The organism is Accumulibacter sp. (assembly GCF_032229525.1).
Taxonomy (GTDB): Bacteria; Pseudomonadota; Gammaproteobacteria; order Burkholderiales; family Rhodocyclaceae; genus Accumulibacter.
Genome location: NZ_JAVTWB010000026.1, coordinates 1 through 18,805 on the forward strand (window position 1 = coordinate 1; position 18,805 = coordinate 18,805).

The following is an 18,805-nucleotide window of genomic DNA, read 5'->3' on the forward strand; positions in this document are numbered from 1 at the left end:
CCGCCGCGGCCTCCTCCCCGATTTCTGCCCATCTCGCTCATGCATCGACACGTCTACGCCCTGCTCGCGCTATTCACCGCGGCCTGGATCAGCAGCCAGCCGCTGACCGCTCTCCTCAGCCCTTCGCCCGAACGCCCGTGGGCGCTGTACCTGGCGCTGCTCTACGGTAGCGGCTATCTGTCCGCGACGATGATGTCGGCGGCGATGCTCATGGCGCTGCGCGGACCGCGGCTGGAAGCGCTGGCGGGCGGTCTCGACCAGTTGTATCGCCTGCACCGGCAGACAGCTCTGTTCGCCATCGGCCTGGCTGCTGCCCACTATGCGATCAAACTGGGCAGCAAGGCCCTGCGCCGCAGCGGCCTGCTCGACAAGCCGGAGCATGCCAAGAGCCTTTCCGTGCAGCTCTTCGATTCCTGGCACTCGATCGCCAAGGACTTTGGCGAATGGAGCCTCTACCTGGCGCTCGCCCTGGTGACGGTGGCGCTGCTGCAACGCATTCCCTACCGGCACTTCGTGCGCAGCCACCGGCTGATGCCAGTCATCTTCCTGCTGGTCACGGTGCACTCGGTGGTGTTCATGCCGGCACCATTCTGGGCCGGCATCGCCGGGCCGCTGGCCGCGCTGCTGATGGCCGGTGGCACGGTCGCCGCCATGCTCTCGCTCGCCGGATGGATAGGGGGCCGCCGCCGCGCGCTTGGCGAGATCAGCGAAGTCCGCCCGATCGGCCTCGGCGTGCTCGAAGTGCATGCCCGGCTGCGCGACTGGAAGGGTCACCAGAGCGGCCAGTTCGCCCTGGTCACCTTCGACACGCGCGAGGGCGCGCACCCGTTCACGATTGCCTCGGCCTGGCTGGGTGACGGCCATGTGCGATTCGCCATCAAGAGTCTCGGCGACTACACACGCGCGCTTCCCGCCCGGCTGCAGTCCGGCGACCCGGTGATCGTCGAAGGCCCCTACGGTCAATTCGATTTCGTCTGCAAGCAGCCGCGCCAGATCTGGATCGCCGGCGGCATCGGCCTGACACCCTTCGTCGCCCGTCTCGAGGCGCTCGCCGCCGAAAGCGCCAGCCATTTACCCGTAGACCTGTTCTACTGCACGCGCCAGGCCGATCCCGACATCGTCGCGCGCCTTAACGCCATCGCAAGCACTGCCGGCGTCCGCCTGCACCTCATCGAAAGCAGTCGCGGCGACAGCCTGGACGTCGAGCGAGTGATCGCCGAAGTGCCGGCGTGGGCCGAAGCCAGCATCTGGTTCTGCGGTCCGGCCGGCTTCGGCCTCGCCATGCGAGAAGGACTGACTGCTCGTGGTCTATTGCCGAGCGCCTTCCATCAGGAAGCTTTCGAGTTTCGCTGAGGCAGCCAGCCGCCATCGCCACCAGCCGCAGCGGGTTCAGTTCTGGCACTCAAGCATCTTCTGCCCCCGATGACCAGAGCATTCAGACTCGGAGTCGCGGGCGCCCTCTATCAGAGGTAAAAGAGAAGACCTGACCCCGCGCATGTGCATGTGCCAACCTCATGATCAACCTCATGCGCAACCAGATTGGTGAAAGCATCGACACGCACGCCGTACGACTGTCGCCAAAAGGCGCCGTGCTCAAGGGCGACACATTCGGTGAAATCGTTGTAGTCTTGTCCATTGACTCGAACTCGATACTGATCAGGGCCACCGCAGTTTTGTGGGGAAATTCGCCGCATTTTCCCAGCGCACAAGGCGCCGATCTCCGAGATTTTCGAGGCCAGGCACGTCGCTTGCGCAAAGGTGAAGTAGAGCTCCACCGACTGACATGGGTTGCGTTACGAAAATGCGTCGCCACGTATCCGCGAGCCAACGCCTTGGTGACCTGTTGTTGGGTACCGATCGAGCCATGCGCTTGCGTTTGGGGCAGACCGGATTGGCCCTGCTGCTGATGCTGGCAGGCATGGCGATTGTGCTATGGGCGGCCTGGACGCTGAACCTGCCACGAGGTCCGCTGTACTTGTGGACTCTGAGTTCGCTGTGCGCAATTGGCTTGGTCTATATGACCATTCGCTGCGGTTGGTCACGAAATTTCAAGGACCCGTCTCTCACCTTGCAGCAGATGGCGCTGGCGATTGCCTGCAGCGCGACCGGCTATGCCCTGACAGGCCCGGTGCGCGCGATAGCGTTCCCGAACCTGATGATCATCTTGATGTTTGGCATGTTCGGCCTGCACGCTACCAGCGCCTTGGCCATCAGTATCTATGCTTTGCTGGTATTTGGCCTGAGCATGGCTGTCATGGCGTCGATTAGCCCCGATATCTACCCGCCCACCGTCGAATGGGCGCATTTCATGATGCTGGTCGTCGTTGTTCCCGCGGTGTCTGTCCTGTCCGGGCGATTGAGCCGAATTCGCCGCCGTTTGAGACAGCAGAAGGAGGAACTGACCGTGGCACTTGAGCAGATTCAGCTCCTGGCCGCTCACGATGAGTTGACCGGCTTGTTGAATCGTCGTCACATGCAGGTCTTGCTGGAGCAGGAAACGCAGCGCAGTCTGCGTTCTGGGGAGGGCTTTTGCCTGGCGCTGCTCGATATGGATCATTTCAAACACATCAACGACCGGCATGGCCATGCTGCCGGGGACGCCGTGCTACGCGCCTTCTCCAATACGGCGCAGACAGTTTTGCGCCGCTCTGACGTGCTGGCCCGCTGGGGCGGCGAAGAATTTGTGTTGATACAATCGGGTATTAGCATGTCGCTTGCGAGGGCCACCATGGACCGCCTGCGCGAGCAGGTGGCGAATATGGAGCTGGCTTTTGGAGACGATTTCTTGCAGATCAGTTTTTCGGCCGGGCTGACCACATACCGTTCGGGTGAATGTGCGACCCAAACACTGGAGCGTGCCGACCGCTTGCTCTACGATGCCAAGGCACAGGGCCGCAACCGCGTGGTGGCAGGCTGAACGCATCAACGGGGCATCAGTTCTAACACAGCGTTGGCGGGGTCAGAGCGTTGGCGGGGTCAGAGCGTTGGCGGGGTCAGCAGAGCGTTGGCGGGGTCAGTGCCAACATCCGAACATCGCCTGCTAGACTCCGGTGATGGCCAAAGCACGCCGGAACAGCAATCGCATGGATCTTATACAAGACCCAGCAGTTCAGCATGGAAGGCATCGGAGGTGGCGGCGATCAGGCGCTGAAGCGTGAGACCGCCCTTGCGGTGGACTGGGGCCAGGCGGATGAGATTCAAGATATGCATCCGTCTTCCGGACACGGCGTTGCACATAGTACGATGGGGCCACAACCGGGACGGCTATTTATTCGGCGCGGACCATTGGTGTTCGAGCCTGGCTCCTTTTCTTTTCTTGCCACGTCGTCCAGCCACGGCAACTCGACGCCCAGAACCTCGCGATGGAGGAACAGCAGGGGCCGACAAGGCCTGATTTTGCGTTGCGGCTGCGACGTGCCCGTCCTCCGCCAGATGCGTCAGGAACGCCGCCACCTCGGCCGCCCGCCACGCCCGGGTTTCGCATAGGATTCATGCGCTTGCCCGGCGTAAGGCGAGAAGACCGCCTGGGCGACAACGGAATGAAAGTACAATACGGCGCCGTGCCTCCTTGCCCCCGCCCATCTGGCCGGCGACCCGCCGTGTCACCGCCCATGTCATGACCAACTGCTACCAGGGCCACCCGTGCCGCGCCTCGGACTTGCGAGGCGTCCGCCGATGCTGAGTCGATTGCTCGTCGCCGGGCTGTGGCTGCTGCATTTCCTGCCGTTGTCGGGCCTGGCCTTTCTGGGCCGGGCGTTGGGGCTGGCCCTGTTCACCGTCGCCGGCAGGCGCCGGCATATCGTGCTGGTGAATCTCCGCTTGTGTTTTCCGGAAGTCGACGAAACCCAGCGGCGCGAGATGGCAAAGGAGCATTTCAAGCTGCTGGGCCGCAGCATGCTGGAGCGCTCGCTGCTGTGGTGGGCCAGTACGGAGAGATTGTCGCGGCTGCTGCAGGTCGACGGTGAAGAGCGGATGCGCAAACTGCTCGAAGCTGGCCGTCCGGTACTGATGCTGACGCCGCATTTTCTCGGGCTAGACGCCGGTGGCGCCGGGATTGCCATGCGCTTCGATAGCGCCAGCATCTACTCCGTACAGTCCGACCCCGTTTTCGACCGCCTGCTGCACCGCGGTCGCCAACGCTTTGGCGATCAATTATTGCTGTCGCGGCAGGAAAGCGTGCGTGCCAGCGTCAGAGCGATGAAGGCTGGCCGGCCGCTTTACTACTTGCCGGATATGGATTTCCGGAGCAAGGATTCGATCTTCGTCCCTTTTTTTGGCGTCCAAACGGCAACCATCACCGGCCTGTCGCGACTGGCACGGCTCGCTGGCGCGACCGTCGTCCCCTGCGTAACGCGCATCCTGCCAGGTGGCCAGGGCTATGCGGTCGAGGTCGGCGAGCCGTGGGCCGATTTTCCGACCGACGACGTCGAAGCCGATACTCGACGGATGAATGCCTGGATCGAGGCCGCCGTGCGCACCATGCCGGAGCAGTACTACTGGGTCCATCGCCGGTTCAAGACCCGCCCGCCGGGCGAAGCGCGCCCTTACTGAGCAGCACGGCACGACGACCGCGCCCTGCGGAAAGACGGCTTCGCCGCAGGGCCGGCCCCAGCCCTCTCAAGTTGGCCCGAACTTTGACCCGTCGACATAACTGGAGCCCTTGCGTCCTTGACGTTGGCATTCATACGAGTGCCCTGCTCGGATCATGAAGCTTGCGGGTGGCGGTTTTGAGGAGTGTTACAATGTATTCTGCATCATCAAGGCGGTAGTGCGCTTCCGCCAGTTTTTGCCGCGCGGGCTGAAACATGTTTGGGAGAAGTTGACACCGACTCGCCCCGGATCGTGAAATCGATCCGCTGGCCAAGTTCAAGTCGGACAAACTGCCAGGGTAGTGCTGCATTCTTGAAGAGACTTTCAGCCGAGGTAAAACCGGCGTGAAACCCATGTGCTGGCAAAATTCATATGTTCCGCGCTGCGTACAACACTACATTAGGCGAGCGATGAAGCCGACGCGTCGTTACCGGGAAACGTGGTTCGGCAACGCAATCGGCCCCATCCTCCCACTCTCGACCGGATATCGGGGCTAGCCCCTGATCGTTGCAACAGGATCACGAAATGACCATTTCTCTCGCCCCGCAGTCACCTCCTAGCGGAACGCAAGCACTCACCCGAAAGGGCATCATTCTCGCCGGCGGCTCCGGGACGCGACTCTACCCGGCGACGCTGGCAGTATCCAAGCAACTGCTGCCGATCTACGACAAACCAATGATCTATTACCCCCTGACGACACTGATGTTGGCGGGCATTCGGGATTTTCTGATCATTTCCACCCCGCTGGACACACCGCGCTTCGAGCAACTGCTCGGCAATGGCCGACAATGGGGCCTGGATATCCAGTACGCGGTGCAGCCCAACCCGGGCGGGCTGGCGCAGGCGTTCATCATCGGTGCGGATTTTCTCGATAACGGGCCTTCAGTGCTGGTGCTGGGCGACAACATCTTCTACGGGCATGAGATCGCCAACGATCTGCAGGCAGCCAATGCGCAGCGACAGGGTGCCACGGTGTTCGCCTATCGCGTCCATGATCCGGAACGCTACGGTGTGGTCGAATTTGACCACAGCGGGCGCGCCATCAGCCTCGAAGAAAAGCCAGCGGTGCCGAAGTCCCACTACGCCGTGACCGGACTGTATTTCTACGACGAACGGGTGGTCGAAGTGGCCCGCAAGCTCAAGCCTTCGGCCCGCGGAGAGCTGGAAATCACGGACGTGAATCGCCAGTACCTGGAATGGAACGAGCTCGGCGTGTCGATGATGGGCCGCGGCCATGCCTGGCTGGATACGGGCACGCACGAGTCACTGCTGGAAGCGAGTATGTTCATCGAGACGATCGAGAAGCGCCAGGGCTTGAAGATCGCTTGCCCGGAGGAGATTGCCTTCCACCTGGGCCATATCACGGCGAAGCAACTGGAGGCCTTGGCACAACCGATGAAGAAGAACGCTTACGGACAGTACCTCTTGGCGTTGCTGAACGAATAGGTGCTCTGACTGCCCAGCCGGGGCCTTCTCCACTTCTCCACTTCTCCAACTTTCTGGCGATACAAGATGAAACTCATAGCGACCGCGCTTCCCGAGGTGTTGATTGTCGAACCGATAGTCTTCGGCGACCCGCGCGGCTTCTTCCTCGAGAGCTGGAACCGTAAGACCTTTGCCAGTCTTGGTCTCGAGCTCGATTTCGTTCAGGACAACCATTCCCGCTCGCGCAAGGGTGTCTTGCGAGGGCTGCACTATCAACTGCACCAACCGCAGGGAAAACTCGTACGCGTGACCCATGGCGCGGTGTTCGATGTGGCCGTCGATCTGCGCCGCTCGTCACCACACTTCGGACGCTGGGAGGGCATTGAACTGTCCGCCGAGAATCAGCGCATGTTCTGGATTCCACCGGGCTTTGCGCACGGTTTCCTGGTCCTCTCGGAAACGGCTGATTTTCTCTACAAGACCACCGAATACTATGCGCCAGAGCACGAGCGTTGCCTCTTGTGGAACGACCCGGAGATCGGCATCTGCTGGCCGCTGGATGGGGAGCCGGCACTATCCGCCAAGGACCGCGTAGGCACGCCGCTACAAACGGCGGAAGGCTACACTTGAGATCGCGCCCTACCGCCCCGATCCGGTCATCTGAAAACGAGAGGGCTTGCGCAGCGCCGCCGGGATCGCCCTCAGTCTCGCTGGTCAGAACTCGAAAACCTGGTTGTTCTGCAGCATCCGTGGCTTGAATTCACCAGCGCAGGCCTGGATTTCAGCCATTGTCAACTCGGCCTGACCAGGCTTCAGATGGCTGATAAATATCTCTGCATCGATAGTCAGCTTCTTCAGTTCTTCGGCAAGCATGCTTGGGCACAGGTGCTTGGATATTTCGGCAAGCGATCGTTCACGGTTTGCGAAGGCGGTTTCGATCAGCAGATAACGCAGATTGGCGATACGGTTGACCGCCGGCCAGAAGGAATCATTGACCGTCGTATCGCCAGTAAAGACCAGGCTGGCCACCCCCGAATCAAGTTGATAGCCGACGGCTGGCACCGTATGCTCAGCAGGTAGCGCAGTAATCCTTCTCTGTCCTAGCTCGACAGACTCCCCGAGGCGGATCGGTTGGTATTGCATCACCGCCTTTTCGCGACTCGGAATGACGCTGAAGTCCGGCCAGATAACCCAGTTGAAGATGTGCTCCCGGATGATCTCCAGCGTCGCTGCCGTCGCATAGACGATCACCGGTTTCGCACGCATGTCGCTGATAGAATCGATCAGCAAGGGTAGCGAAGCGACGTGATCAAGATGGGAGTGAGTCAGAAAGACGTGGTCGATGTTCGCCAGTTCCTCACGCGACAGGTCCGCAGCCCCTGTCCCCGCATCAACGAGAATGTCATCGTCGACCAGCATCGACGTGGTTCGCAAAAGGCACCCGCCAATGCCGCCGCTACAGCCCAGAACCCTGACTATCATGGTCTCTCCGCCAAGTCCTTTGCGGCCGGGAACCGCTGACCGTCGCACAGGCGATGGTGCTGCAGCCGACCCGATGCAATCGAAACATGAGCGTCCATCAGCCTTTCACAAAAAACTCCATCTTGACGCCAGCAATCTCGATAACGTCATGATCCGCCAGGCAATGCGACTGGGACTCAAGGGTCTTGCCGTTCACTGCCGGAAAGTGGGCGCCCTCAACGTGCGTCAGGAAGTAACCGTGCTGACGTCTGGCAATCACCGCCACCTGTACGCCGGGCTTGCCGAGTGTCGTCAGTGTTTTCGTCAGTTGCAGTTCGCGGCCGGCGTTTGAGCCGGTGAGCAACTGAATGGCAGCGGCGGGCGGCAGTGGTGCAGAGGCGGCGGCCGGCGCCCCGGCGGGCGCCAGCGGGTCACCGAGATTGGCAACAACTGGCAGCGGGTTGGATTGAAACAGAATGCTTTTGTCGTAGCTCGCGGCCTCCCCGGGGGTTACCGCCACGGTCAGGTATTTCATTTTGTACTTGCCCAATTCGATGGCATCGCCATCCTTGAGGAAGTGCTTTTTTACCGACTGACCATTGACCAGAGTGCCGTTGGTACTGTTCAGATCCTCAAGGAAAGAGTCGTTGAGAATGGTCACCACCGCCGCATGTTCACCGCTGATGGCCATATTGTCGATCTGGATATCATTGTGCGCCTTGCGGCCGATACTTATGCGCTCCTTGAGCAGCGGGATTTCCTTGAGAACCAGACCATCCATGCTGAGTACGAGCTTTGCCATCGCTTTCTTCGTCCTTATCTAAACCATGACCGGAGTTTCGACCAGCGCCCTTGGGCTGCGGGAAACTCGTGCAAGATCTTGACCACCACCACCGAGATGTTGTCGTCCCCACCATTGTCATTGGCCATCTTTATCAGCTGCGTGGCGGCCTCTTCAAGATTGGCGCCGAACATCTCCAATGCGTGTTGAACGTCCCCTTCATCGACCATGTCGTAGAGACCATCCGAGCACAACAGATAGACATCGCCGGGCCGCACCGGGTATACGTTGACCTCGGCCTCAACCTCCGGATCGATACCAACTGCGCGTGTTACCAGATTCCTGTTGATCGAGTAGCGCGCTTCTTCGGCGGAAATCTCACCACGATCTATCTGCTCCTGCAAGAGCGAGTGATCGTGCGTCAAGGGCGAGAACTTCTCGCCCCGTAGCCGATACAGACGCGAGTCGCCGACATGCCCGACGGTCAGCTTGTCGTCGCAAAAGACGACGGCAACAAGAGTGGTTCCCATCCCCCCGAGCTGTGACTGCCCCTCGGAAGCGAAATAGATCGCCGAGTTCACCGCAGCAATGTGCTCGACCAGGGAGCGCTGTGCAAACGACCGTCCGGTTCGGCTGTCAGTTTCGTGCGCTGCACAGGTCTTGAAAGCCGCTTCCAGTCGCTCGGACAAGAGCGATGTCGCCATGCTGCTGGCAACTTCTCCGGCGTTGTACCCGCCCATCCCATCAGCCAGAATCGCCAAGCCACAATCGGCGTCGGCAAATACCGAGTCCTCGTTCTGTCCACGCACCTGCCCACGGTCAGTGCGCATGACGATTTCCAGCGCTCCCAAGAGACTGTTTGTCACGTATTCTCCAGATTGCCGATCAGCAACTCGAACCGCTTCACCTAACCCACTCCCTTGCGCTGACGATAGCGGCTGCGCGTAATTCGCCCGTGGCAAGTTCTCCAGAGCGGTGGCCTTACCAGTGACCGGCGCCTTTAACCCCTGCCAAACATGGGCATTGTGCCAATACTATCCACCATAAGGCAATTCCACGCCCAACCCACGCTCGCGTGCCAACGCCTCGACGCGGACGGCGACCGCCAGGTCCTGAACGGCCAGGCCTTGTGACTCGAAGAGAGTGATCTCGTCGGCCGTCGACCGCCCCCGCCGGCGGCCGCAGATCACATCGCCAAGTTCGACCAGGCCGCGCGCCTGCAAGCGCCCCTTTTCGAGCAAAGGCAGCAGATCGCCAGCCTCGCGAAGCGCTGTTTCGAGACTGTCAACGACGATTGGAGAACAGCGTTTCAGCACATCTTCGCCAAGTTCACGACGAATCAGCGAATTCGAGCCAGCCGCATTGACATGGGTACCAGGCGACAGCCAGTCAGCGCTGAACAGCGGCGTAGACGAAGTGGTGACTGTGCTGACGATGTCACTGCCACGCACCACTTCTTCGGGCGACGCGCACGGTACCACGTCGATACGCAGGCGTTCGGACATCCGCGCACAAAAGGCGGTGAGGCGTTCGACATTGCGCGCATGCACCTTAACCCGTCGCACTGGTCGTACGGCGACCAGTGCTTCAAGGTGTCCCTCGGCCTGCCAGCCGGCCCCGAACACCCCGGCTACCTGCGCATCGGCTCTGGCCAACCAGCGCGTGGCAACGCCCGATGCCGCGCCGGTACGCATCATGCCGAGGCGATCCGCCTCAATCACCGCCCGCAGGCGGCCAGTCGACGCCTGAAACAGGTGCAGCAAAAAACGCACCCCCGAACGGTTACTCGTGTAGGCCTTGTAGCCGATGACGTCAAGTTGCGGCAAGGCACCCTGCAGGATATGTAGCGTCGTCTGCGGCAAGCGTGTCCGTTGCCTTGGCACGTCGCAGGCATCCGACGACGAGAGCTGACCGTGAGCGTCCTCGACCGCGGCCAGCGCCAGCGGCATCGTCAGCAGTTGTTCAACGTCTTTTTCAGTCAGGAAAAGCGCCATTTGTTGCTCGCACCCGTAGTCAAACGATCAACATGATTGTCCAGCTTAACCAAGTGAAGCCCGCGACAGATCTGCATCGACGATTCTACCGGTAAATGACCCCCGCCAATCGTCGTGCGGCAGTGACGAACGAAAAAGGGCAGACCGCAGTCTGCCCTCTGGTTACCCTCAGTTAAGCCGACCCTGTGGTGCCTAGATCAGCTTCTTGATCAGCTTGCCCATTTCCGACGGATCGCGGGTCACCGTGAAGCCACACTCCTCCATGATGGCGAGCTTGGCATCGGCGGTATCTGCGCCACCGGAGATCAACGCGCCGGCGTGGCCCATGCGCTTGCCTGCCGGCGCGGTAACGCCAGCGATGAAACCAACGATCGGTTTCTTCATGTTGGCCTTGCACCACATGGCGGCGTCCGCTTCGTCAGGTCCACCGATTTCACCGATCATGACCACCGCGTCGGTATCCGGGTCGTCGTTGAACAAACGCATGATATCGATGTGCTTCAGCCCGTTGATCGGGTCACCGCCAGTACCGACGGCGGTCGACTGGCCGAGACCGATTTCGGTCAACTGGCCAACGGCTTCATAGGTCAGCGTGCCCGAACGCGAAACGACGCCGATGCGCCCCTTGCGGTGGATGTGACCCGGCATGATACCGATCTTGACTTCATCGGGAGTGATCAGGCCAGGGCAGTTCGGACCAAGCAGCAGGGTTTTCTTGCCGCCCGCGGCTTCGCGTTTCTTCATCCGGTTGCGGACGATGAGCATGTCGCGGACCGGAATCCCTTCAGTGATGCAGACGACCAGATCGAGGTCGGCTTCGACAGCTTCCCAGATCGCCGCGGCAGCGCCTGGTGGCGGTACGTAGATCACCGAAACGGTGGCCCCGGTTGCCGCAGCAGCGTCCTTGACCGAGCCAAAGATCGGAATGCCCAGCAAACTCTCGCCCGCTTTCTTGGGGTTGACACCGGCGACGAAGCAGTTCTTGCCGTTGGCGTATTCCTGGCACTTCTCGGTGTGAAACTGTCCGGTCTTGCCGGTCATGCCCTGGGTGATGATCTTGGTGTCTTTGTTAATCAGAATCGACATGTTGGCTCCTTACTTGACCGCAGCAACGATCTTGGTGGCGGCATCGGCCATGGAATCGGCAGTGATGATCGGCAGACCCGAATCGCTGAGAATCTTTTTGCCGATATCTTCGTTGGTCCCCTTCATGCGGACCACCAGCGGAACCGAAATGTGCGTTTCCCGGGCTGCGGCAACGACCCCTGTGGCGATCGTGTCGCAGCGCATGATGCCGCCAAAGATGTTCACCAGAATGCCCTTGACCTTGGGGTTCTTGAGCATGATCTGGAACGCGGAAGTCACTTTCTCGGTCGTCGCCCCACCGCCGACGTCGAGGAAGTTGGCCGGCTCGGCTCCGAAATACTTGATCGTATCCATGGTCGCCATCGCCAGGCCAGCGCCATTGACCAGGCAGCCGATGTTGCCGTCGAGCGAAATGTACGACAGGTCGTGCTTGGACGCCTCAAGCTCGTCGGGATCCTCTTCGTCGAGGTCGCGGAAGGCGACGATCTCGGGCTGACGATAGAGGGCGTTGGAGTCGAAGTTGAATTTGGCGTCGATGGCCTTGATGTTGCCGTCGCCTTCGAGAATCAGCGGGTTGATCTCGGCCAGCGAGGCGTCGGTTTCCATGTAGCACTTGAAGAGGCCCTGCAGCGCAACCACCGCACGGTCTACGGACTCGGCAGGAACGCCAATGCCGGTGGCCAGTTCGGCCGCCTGGGCATTCGACAGGCCGTCCTCGGGGTCGACGAAGACCTTGAGGATCTTTTCCGGGGTGTCGTGGGCAACCTTCTCGATGTCCATGCCACCTTCGGAAGAAGCCATCATCGCCACCGTCTGCGTCGTACGATCGGTCAGCGCGGCAACATAGTATTCCTTGCGAATGTCCGCTCCCTCCTCGATCAGCAAGCGACGTACCTTCTGGCCGACCGGGCCTGTCTGGTGAGTGACCAACTGCATGCCGAGGATCTGACCAGCAAACTCGCGGACTTCGTCCAGCGACTTGGCGACCTTGACACCACCGCCCTTGCCACGACCGCCAGCGTGAATCTGGGCTTTGACCACCCAGAGTTTGCCACCCAGGGATTCGGCTGCCTTCACCGCTTCATCAACGGATTGACAGAACACCCCGCGCGGAACGACAACGCCGAATTTCTTCAGGAGTTGCTTGCCCTGATATTCGTGAATTTTCATGCGCTTTCCTTGCTTGAGTTAAGGTTGCGAAACGTACGAAACATAAGGAACCACGGGCAAACTTTGCTACCCGGGCTTCTGGCCACGGTACCAGCGCGGGTAATAGCGCTGGACCGCGTCCGAATGCGACTCCAGCGCGTGGCAACGGTCCAGCTGATAGGGCTTGTGTCCACTATCGTCGTTGTCGCGCACGTCACTGGCGAAGGTTTGCAGCGCTGCGGTCGGCAGGAGGGTCACCAGCTCGCTGATATGCGAACAGCCGCGCGTACTACGGAACAGGTTCTTGACGTCCGTTCGGAAGCCATGAAAAAGATTGAGACCGATCAGCTGCTGGTAATCCGGGGCAATTCGATCGCAAAAGCCGAGGTACGGCATCCCATCGACGCAAGCAGCCGCATCCAGGATGTTCATTTGGGCGTCGATGGTCACCCGCACCGACATGTCGTGCACCGCCTCGCCGCGCTTGCGCAGCCCCGATGACAGGGGATAGTCGTGATCCTTGACGTCAACCAGGCGCGCCTCGATGTCCCAGCAGCCATCACTGCGCTTGTAACCGTCGAGCTGAACGCTGCGTAGATGCATACGGGTGCGTTCGGCGGTGGGTGGAGGCAGCGGCATCAAGGATCCTGAGGGGATTGGCGAGCCCGTCAAGGCTTCGCAGCTGGCATTCGATTGTACACCAGAATACCCCGGCATTTTCGGCGAAATGCATAATTATGAGCGCCCGGCCAGCACCTTCGGCCGCCAGCCGGGCGCCCGCGAGCGTGGTGCTTGCGCGCCTGCGCCAGGCGCGCACCCGCAGCCAGACGCGTCAGACGACCAGCAGGCGCCTGACTTCGGCCAGACCGGCCGAGAGCATGGCCAGATCCTGTGGCACGTTGCTCTTCAGCTCATCGAGCACGGCGCTGGCCTCGTCCGTGGCTGCAAGATTGCCGCCGAGCACCTGCTGCAAGAGGTGTTCCCGCAGGCTGGCCAGTTCGGCGCTGAGGTGAGCCCGCGCGCGTGCCTGCCAGCGATTGCCGGCTGGTAGACGGACGACGGCAGAAGCGAACCAGTCCAGGTCGATCTGTTCGGCCAGACCACTCAGTGCGCGAGCAACGTCCTCCAGAGGGTAGTTGCAGGCACGCGCGAGGTTGACGAATTCAAACGCGGCGACGATCTCGGCGCGCCCATCAATCAGTTCTGAGATGGTCTGCGGCCCGCTCCGACCAGCGCGAATGCGCTCCATGCTGTCGACCACCGCCGCCCGGTATTCGGCGACCATCTGACCGATCGTGGCGCCGCCCACATGCCGCGCCAGGAGAAGGCGCGTCGCCGCCGCGGTCATCGCGCGCAGACCGGTCATCAGCTCCATCTGAGCCACGGCGTCAACGATCAGATCCTGGCACTCGATGTCACGCCACAACGCTTCGGCATCCAGCACACTGCTCGCCGCGTACCAGGCGCCAGCGACCTGCGCCGGCGACGCGCCGCTTTCGTCGCTGACCTGCATGACAAAGATCGTCCCCATGCGGTTAACCAGACGATTCACCAGCTGCGTGGTGATGATCTCCCGCTTCAGAGGATGAGCCGGCAAGAGCGCACGACACTGCTCGGGCAAGGTGGCCGGAAAGTAGTTAACCAGCAGCTCGTAGACGTCTTCGCAGTCGGGCAGAGGCGAAGCCAGAATCGCCTCCTTGAGCGTAATCTTGGCATAGGCCAGGAGAACCGAGATCTCCGGCGCAGTAAGACCGCGCAACTGTTGCGCGCGCTCGGCAAGACGCTTGTCGTTAGGCAGGGACTCGATGCTGCGGCGCAGCGCCCCCTTGGCCTCGAGACCACGGATGAAACGGGCATGCCCCTCGATGAGATCTGCGCCAATCGCCGCTTCAAGTGAAATCGCCTGCGTCTGCTGATAGTTGTCGGCGAGGACCAGCCGACCAACCTCGTCGGTCATTGAGGCCAGGAGCACATCACGCTGTTTGCCGGTGACGTCACCGCGAGCGATCAGACCGGCCAGCAGGATCTTGATGTTGACCTCGTGATCGGAGCAATCGACCCCGGCCGAGTTGTCGATCGCGTCAGTGAATATCCTGCCGCCATTGAGAGCGAATTCGATACGGCTCGGCTGCGTCAGCCCGAGATTGCCGCCTTCGCCGATTACCCGGGCCTGAAGCTGGCTGGCGTCGACCCGCAAGATGTCGTTACCGCGGTCGTTGGCGTCCTGATGGCTCTCGCTGGTCGCCTTGACGTAAGTCCCGATGCCACCGTTGTAGAGCAGGTCCACCGGTGCCTGCAGGATGGTCTTGATCAGTTCGTGGGGCGGCATCTGGATGGCTGAGGTCCCCAGCCATGCGCGCACTTCTGGCGACAGCGGAATGACCTTGGCCGTGCGCGGCCACACGCCACCACCGCTCGAAATGAGTATCGGATCGTAGTCGGCCCAGGACGACCGGGGCAGTTCGAAGAGACGTTGACGTTCGGCAAAGCTACGCGCCGCGTCCGGGTCCGGGTCGAGGAAGAGATGGCGGTGATCGAAAGCGGCACGCAGCTTGATGGCGGGCGAAAGCAACATGCCATTGCCAAAAACGTCGCCGGACATGTCGCCGATTCCGACGACGCTGAAGGGCTGCGTCTGGATATCCAGACCGAGCTCCCGGAAGTGCCGCTTGACCGCCTCCCAGGCCCCTCTGGCCGTAATCCCCATCTTCTTGTGATCGTAGCCGACCGAACCACCGGAGGCAAAAGCGTCGCCAAGCCAGAAACCGTAATCGATGGCGATGCCGTTGGCGATATCCGAGAAAGTCGCGGTTCCCTTGTCGGCAGCGACCACCAGGTAGGCGTCGTCGTCATCGCGGCGACGTACGCCAGGTGGTGGAACGATCTGGCCATCGACGAGGTTATCGGTAAGATCGAGCAGGCCACGAATGAAGGTCTTGTAGCAAGCCACGCCTTCGGCCTGAAAGGCTTCCCGCTCGGTAACGGCAGGCAGGCGCTTGCAAACGAAGCCTCCTTTCGAACCCAAGGGAACGATCACCGCGTTTTTCACCATTTGTGCCTTGACCAGCCCCAGCACCTCCGTGCGGAAATCCTCCATCCGGTCCGACCAGCGCAAGCCGCCCCGCGCAACCTTCGCCCCGCGCAGGTGCACACCTTCGACGCGTTCGCTATGGACGAAGATCTCGTACAGCGGTACCGGCTCGGGCAGGAAGGGGATGTCTCTGGACGAGAGCTTGAACGACAGGTAATCCCGCGCCTTGCCATCACTGGCCGATTGATAGGCGTTGGTCCGCTGCGTCACTTCAATGACCGTTTGCAGGGCAGCCAGGATGCGGTCGTCGTTGGGGTTGCTGACCTGCAGCAAGGCCGCGCTCAGTTCCTCGGAAATCGCTGTCGCGCGAGCATCGTCTGCTGCCGGCGAGAACAGCGCTTCGAAGAGGTCGACCAGCCCGCGGGTAATCCGGGAATGCGTCGCCAGGCATTGCTCGAAATAGGCCTGGCTGAAAGGCATCCCAGCCTGACGCAGGTAACGCCGGTAGGCACGCAGGATGCCAATCTGCCAGCCATTGAGACCCGCAAGCAGAACGAGGCGATTGAAGCCGTCGTTCTCGGCTTCGTCACGCAGCAGACTTTCGAGCAGTTCGATGAACGCCTGCCGGGTGGTGTCGTCGTCCAGGGCCGCCGGGTCCGGCAACTGCACGGCGAAGTCGGCGACATGGAGATCACTCTGGGGCAGGTTGAATGGCTGCTCGGACAGCACCGTCAGGCCAAGGTTTTCAAGAATCGGGAGGATCGCCGACAGGGGCCGCGGGCGCCCACGGCGGAACAGTTTCAGGTGCTGGTGAGCCCCGTCATCACCTTGCGCGGCGCTCAGCTTGACTTCGACACGACCGCTGCGCTCGGCGGCTTCCAGGCGTTCGAGATCAGACACCGCCGAAGCCGGCGTCACCCGTTCCTGATAGAACAACGGCAACTCGGGGGCGTAGCGGCGAAACAGCGCGTTGCCGCGTTCCTCGCCGTAATGTCCGATTAGATTGTGTTTCAGCTCGTCGGCCCAACCACGAACGAGGCGTGCCACCTGTCCTTCTATCGCCTCTGCGTCGTAGTGGTAGGTAGTGCCGACGGGCGTGTGAACGATGAAGTGGATGCGTGCCAGCCGCGACTCGCCGAGCATGATGAAGAAGTCGACGTGGTCGGCGGCAAGCGTTTCGAGCAGCAGTGCCGATATCCGCTTGCGCAGCCTGGTGTCGAAACGGTCGCGCGGCATATAGACCATCACCGAGACGTAGCGCCCCCAGGCGTCGTTGCGCATGAAAACGCGCACCTGCTCACGTTCGTGCAGCGAAACGATGCCGCGGGCGTTCGACATCAGGTCTTCTTCAGCGATTTCGATCAATTCATCGCGCGGATAGGTCTCGAGCACGTTGACCAGCGTCTTGTCGCGGTGGCTGCGCGGCACGAAGCCGATCGCGGCCCTGACTGCGGCAATCTTGCGGCGCAGGAGCGGAATATCGGTCGCCGCCACATGGTAGACGTGCGCTGTGTACAAACCGACCAGGGCACGCAGGCCGACGACCTGGCCCGCAGCGTTGTAACGCTTGACACCAATGAAATCAAGGTAAGCCGAGCGATGGACAGTCGACCGGGCGTCCGTCTTGACCAGGATCACCGGCAGTGGGTCGCTGGCCAGCTCGGCGACGGCACCCGGAATTCCTGCCAGACAATGGCCAAAGCCTGGGTGGTCGGTATGCCGGAGGATTCCGAGGCCGCTGTCGGCTACCCGCGCCAGCAGATTCTCGCCAGGCGTCACCCGGTAATCGGCGTAACCGAGAAAGACGAAATTGTTGACGCCAATCCAGCTCAGATAGGCCGCCACCTCCTCGCTGTCGGCGGTGTTCACGGCGACCATTTCCTCGTACGCCTCGCGCATGTTCTGCTGCATTGCCGCCACGTCTTCGACGGCCGCACGCACATCGGCGAGAACACCGGCGATCTCCTGACGCAATTGCTCGAGCAGCGCGACATCGCCGACGCGGTCGATCTCGAGGTGAATCCAGGACTCAGGCTGGCTACCGGCGGCGCCACGCGACAGGGTGCGTTGCAGCGCGCCTTCGGCGCTGCGTTCGGCACTCAGCAGAGGGTGCATCATGCGATGGATGACCAGACCATGGCGCGAAACAACCATCGACAGCGAGTCGACCAGGAAGGGCGTGTCGTCGGTCACGACGTCGATCACGGTATGCGCAGAATGCCAACCGTGACGGTCAAAATCCGGGGTGTAGAGCGCGACGACGGCTTGTCCCGGCGCGCGCATCTCGCCAAGCCGGAAGTGCTGAACGGCCGCGCCGAGGAGCTCTTCGGGGATGGCGTCGATGGCGTCGTTCAGTTCGACATCACCGAAATAAGATTCGAGATACTCGTCGACCCGCGCGGGAAGATTCTGTTGGTCAGCGATCTCGCGCAGGTTGCGGCGCAGATTGAGGGTGGATTCTTTAAGCATTGCAGTGCCTCTCTCCTGGTATCCAGTATCTATTCGGCGCTTTCTTTGGTTCGCCGGCGCGTAGCGCAAACGGCAGCCTAGCCGCCACGATTGCCTGGCCGTTCGTCAATGGTGCAGTATCTTGGCCAGGAACTGTTGTGCCCGCTCCGAACGAGCCGCTTCGAAGAAGGCGTCCTTGCTGTCATCCTCGACGATGCGGCCCTGATCCATGAAGATCACCCGCGTCGCGACGCGTTTCGCAAAACCCATTTCGTGCGTGACGCACATCATGGTCATCCCTTCCTTCGCCAGTTCGGTCATCACGTCGAGCACTTCGTTGACCATCTCCGGGTCAAGCGCCGAAGTCGGCTCGTCGAAGAGCATGCAGATCGGGTCCATGGCCAAGGCTCTGGCGATCGCCACGCGCTGCTGCTGCCCGCCGGAAAGTTGCCCCGGGTACTTCTTGGCCTGTTCGCTCAGACCGACCCGCTCCAGAAGTTTGGCGGCCTTGGCCCGAGCTTCATCCTGGCTGCGCCCGAGCACCTTGATCTGGGCAATGCTCAAGTTGTCGATGATACTCATGTGCGGGAACAGTTCAAAGTTCTGGAAGACCATGCCGACCGTCGAACGCAGCTGCGAAAGATTGGTCTTCGCATCGCCGACGGAGACGCCATTAACGATGATTTCACCACTCTGAAAAGGCTCCAGACCATTGACGCACTTGATCAGGGTCGACTTGCCGGAACCCGAGGGGCCGCAGACCACGATCACTTCGCCTTTCTTGACCTGTGTGGTGCACTCAGCAAGCACCTGGAACGCACCGTAGTGCTTGCTGACCTT

The 18,805-nt window shown here is 61.2% G+C and carries 14 protein-coding genes and 1 pseudogene; 5 read left to right on the forward strand and 10 right to left on the reverse strand.

What is annotated here, in order from left to right:
- Both RUW20_RS01945 and RUW20_RS01950 read left to right on the forward strand, forming a co-directional pair.
- Window positions 1-1,353, forward strand: a 1,353-nt coding sequence (locus RUW20_RS01945) for a ferric reductase-like transmembrane domain-containing protein (protein ID WP_313950508.1), incomplete at its 5' end; no start/stop codon positions are given.
- Window positions 1,354-1,891: 538 nt separating this feature from the next.
- On the forward strand, window positions 1,892-2,917 hold the full coding sequence (locus tag RUW20_RS01950) for a GGDEF domain-containing protein (protein WP_313950509.1): 1,026 nt from the start codon (window positions 1,892-1,894) through the stop codon (window positions 2,915-2,917).
- 388 nt (window positions 2,918-3,305) lie between these two features.
- On the opposite strand, the pseudogene RUW20_RS01955 reads toward RUW20_RS01950, so the two are convergent.
- A pseudogene (locus RUW20_RS01955) lies at window positions 3,306-3,462 on the reverse strand (phage integrase N-terminal SAM-like domain-containing protein); the annotation flags it as partial.
- Between the two features lie 216 nt (window positions 3,463-3,678).
- Between RUW20_RS01955 and RUW20_RS01960 the strand changes: the two are divergent.
- The 3 genes from RUW20_RS01960 to rfbC all read left to right on the forward strand — a co-directional run bounded on the left by RUW20_RS01960 (window position 3,679) and on the right by rfbC (window position 6,645).
- Window positions 3,679-4,551 carry a lipid A biosynthesis acyltransferase gene (locus tag RUW20_RS01960; RefSeq protein ID WP_313950522.1) on the forward strand — a complete coding sequence of 291 codons (873 nt, stop codon included), beginning with the start codon at window positions 3,679-3,681 and terminating at the stop codon, window positions 4,549-4,551.
- Between the two features lie 564 nt (window positions 4,552-5,115).
- A complete protein-coding gene (rfbA, locus tag RUW20_RS01965; protein WP_313950510.1) occupies window positions 5,116-6,036 on the forward strand; it encodes a glucose-1-phosphate thymidylyltransferase RfbA in 921 nt (306 codons plus the stop codon).
- A gap of 66 nt (window positions 6,037-6,102) precedes the next feature.
- Window positions 6,103-6,645: a dTDP-4-dehydrorhamnose 3,5-epimerase gene (gene rfbC / locus RUW20_RS01970; protein WP_313950511.1), complete on the forward strand. Its 543-nt coding sequence runs from the start codon at window positions 6,103-6,105 to the stop codon at window positions 6,643-6,645.
- An 84-nt stretch (window positions 6,646-6,729) separates the two neighbouring features.
- Here the strand turns inward: rfbC and RUW20_RS01975 are convergent, their stop codons facing one another.
- From RUW20_RS01975 to RUW20_RS02015, 9 genes are all read right to left on the reverse strand, one after another.
- Complete coding sequence (locus RUW20_RS01975; RefSeq protein ID WP_313950512.1) at window positions 6,730-7,497, reverse strand: 3',5'-cyclic-nucleotide phosphodiesterase; 768 nt, start codon at window positions 7,495-7,497, stop codon at window positions 6,730-6,732.
- Between the two features lie 97 nt (window positions 7,498-7,594).
- Window positions 7,595-8,278, reverse strand: coding sequence for an FHA domain-containing protein (locus tag RUW20_RS01980; RefSeq protein WP_313950513.1), 684 nt, complete (start codon window positions 8,276-8,278; stop codon window positions 7,595-7,597).
- A 14-nt stretch (window positions 8,279-8,292) separates the two neighbouring features.
- Window positions 8,293-9,087, reverse strand: coding sequence for a Stp1/IreP family PP2C-type Ser/Thr phosphatase (locus RUW20_RS01985; protein ID WP_313950514.1), 795 nt, complete (start codon window positions 9,085-9,087; stop codon window positions 8,293-8,295).
- A gap of 204 nt (window positions 9,088-9,291) precedes the next feature.
- On the reverse strand, window positions 9,292-10,251 hold the full coding sequence (locus tag RUW20_RS01990) for an ornithine cyclodeaminase family protein (RefSeq protein WP_313950515.1): 960 nt from the start codon (window positions 10,249-10,251) through the stop codon (window positions 9,292-9,294).
- 192 nt (window positions 10,252-10,443) lie between these two features.
- Complete coding sequence (gene sucD / locus RUW20_RS01995; protein WP_313950516.1) at window positions 10,444-11,337, reverse strand: succinate--CoA ligase subunit alpha; 894 nt, start codon at window positions 11,335-11,337, stop codon at window positions 10,444-10,446.
- A gap of 9 nt (window positions 11,338-11,346) precedes the next feature.
- Window positions 11,347-12,507 carry an ADP-forming succinate--CoA ligase subunit beta gene (sucC, locus tag RUW20_RS02000; protein WP_313950517.1) on the reverse strand — a complete coding sequence of 387 codons (1,161 nt, stop codon included), beginning with the start codon at window positions 12,505-12,507 and terminating at the stop codon, window positions 11,347-11,349.
- A gap of 66 nt (window positions 12,508-12,573) precedes the next feature.
- Window positions 12,574-13,125: a DUF2889 domain-containing protein gene (locus RUW20_RS02005; RefSeq protein ID WP_313950519.1), complete on the reverse strand. Its 552-nt coding sequence runs from the start codon at window positions 13,123-13,125 to the stop codon at window positions 12,574-12,576.
- A 193-nt stretch (window positions 13,126-13,318) separates the two neighbouring features.
- Window positions 13,319-17,986, reverse strand: a complete 4,668-nt coding sequence (locus RUW20_RS02010) for an NAD-glutamate dehydrogenase (protein ID WP_313950520.1) — start codon at window positions 17,984-17,986, stop codon at window positions 13,319-13,321.
- Between the two features lie 105 nt (window positions 17,987-18,091).
- On the reverse strand, window positions 18,092-18,805 hold a 714-nt coding region (locus tag RUW20_RS02015; protein WP_313950521.1), incomplete at its 5' end, for an amino acid ABC transporter ATP-binding protein.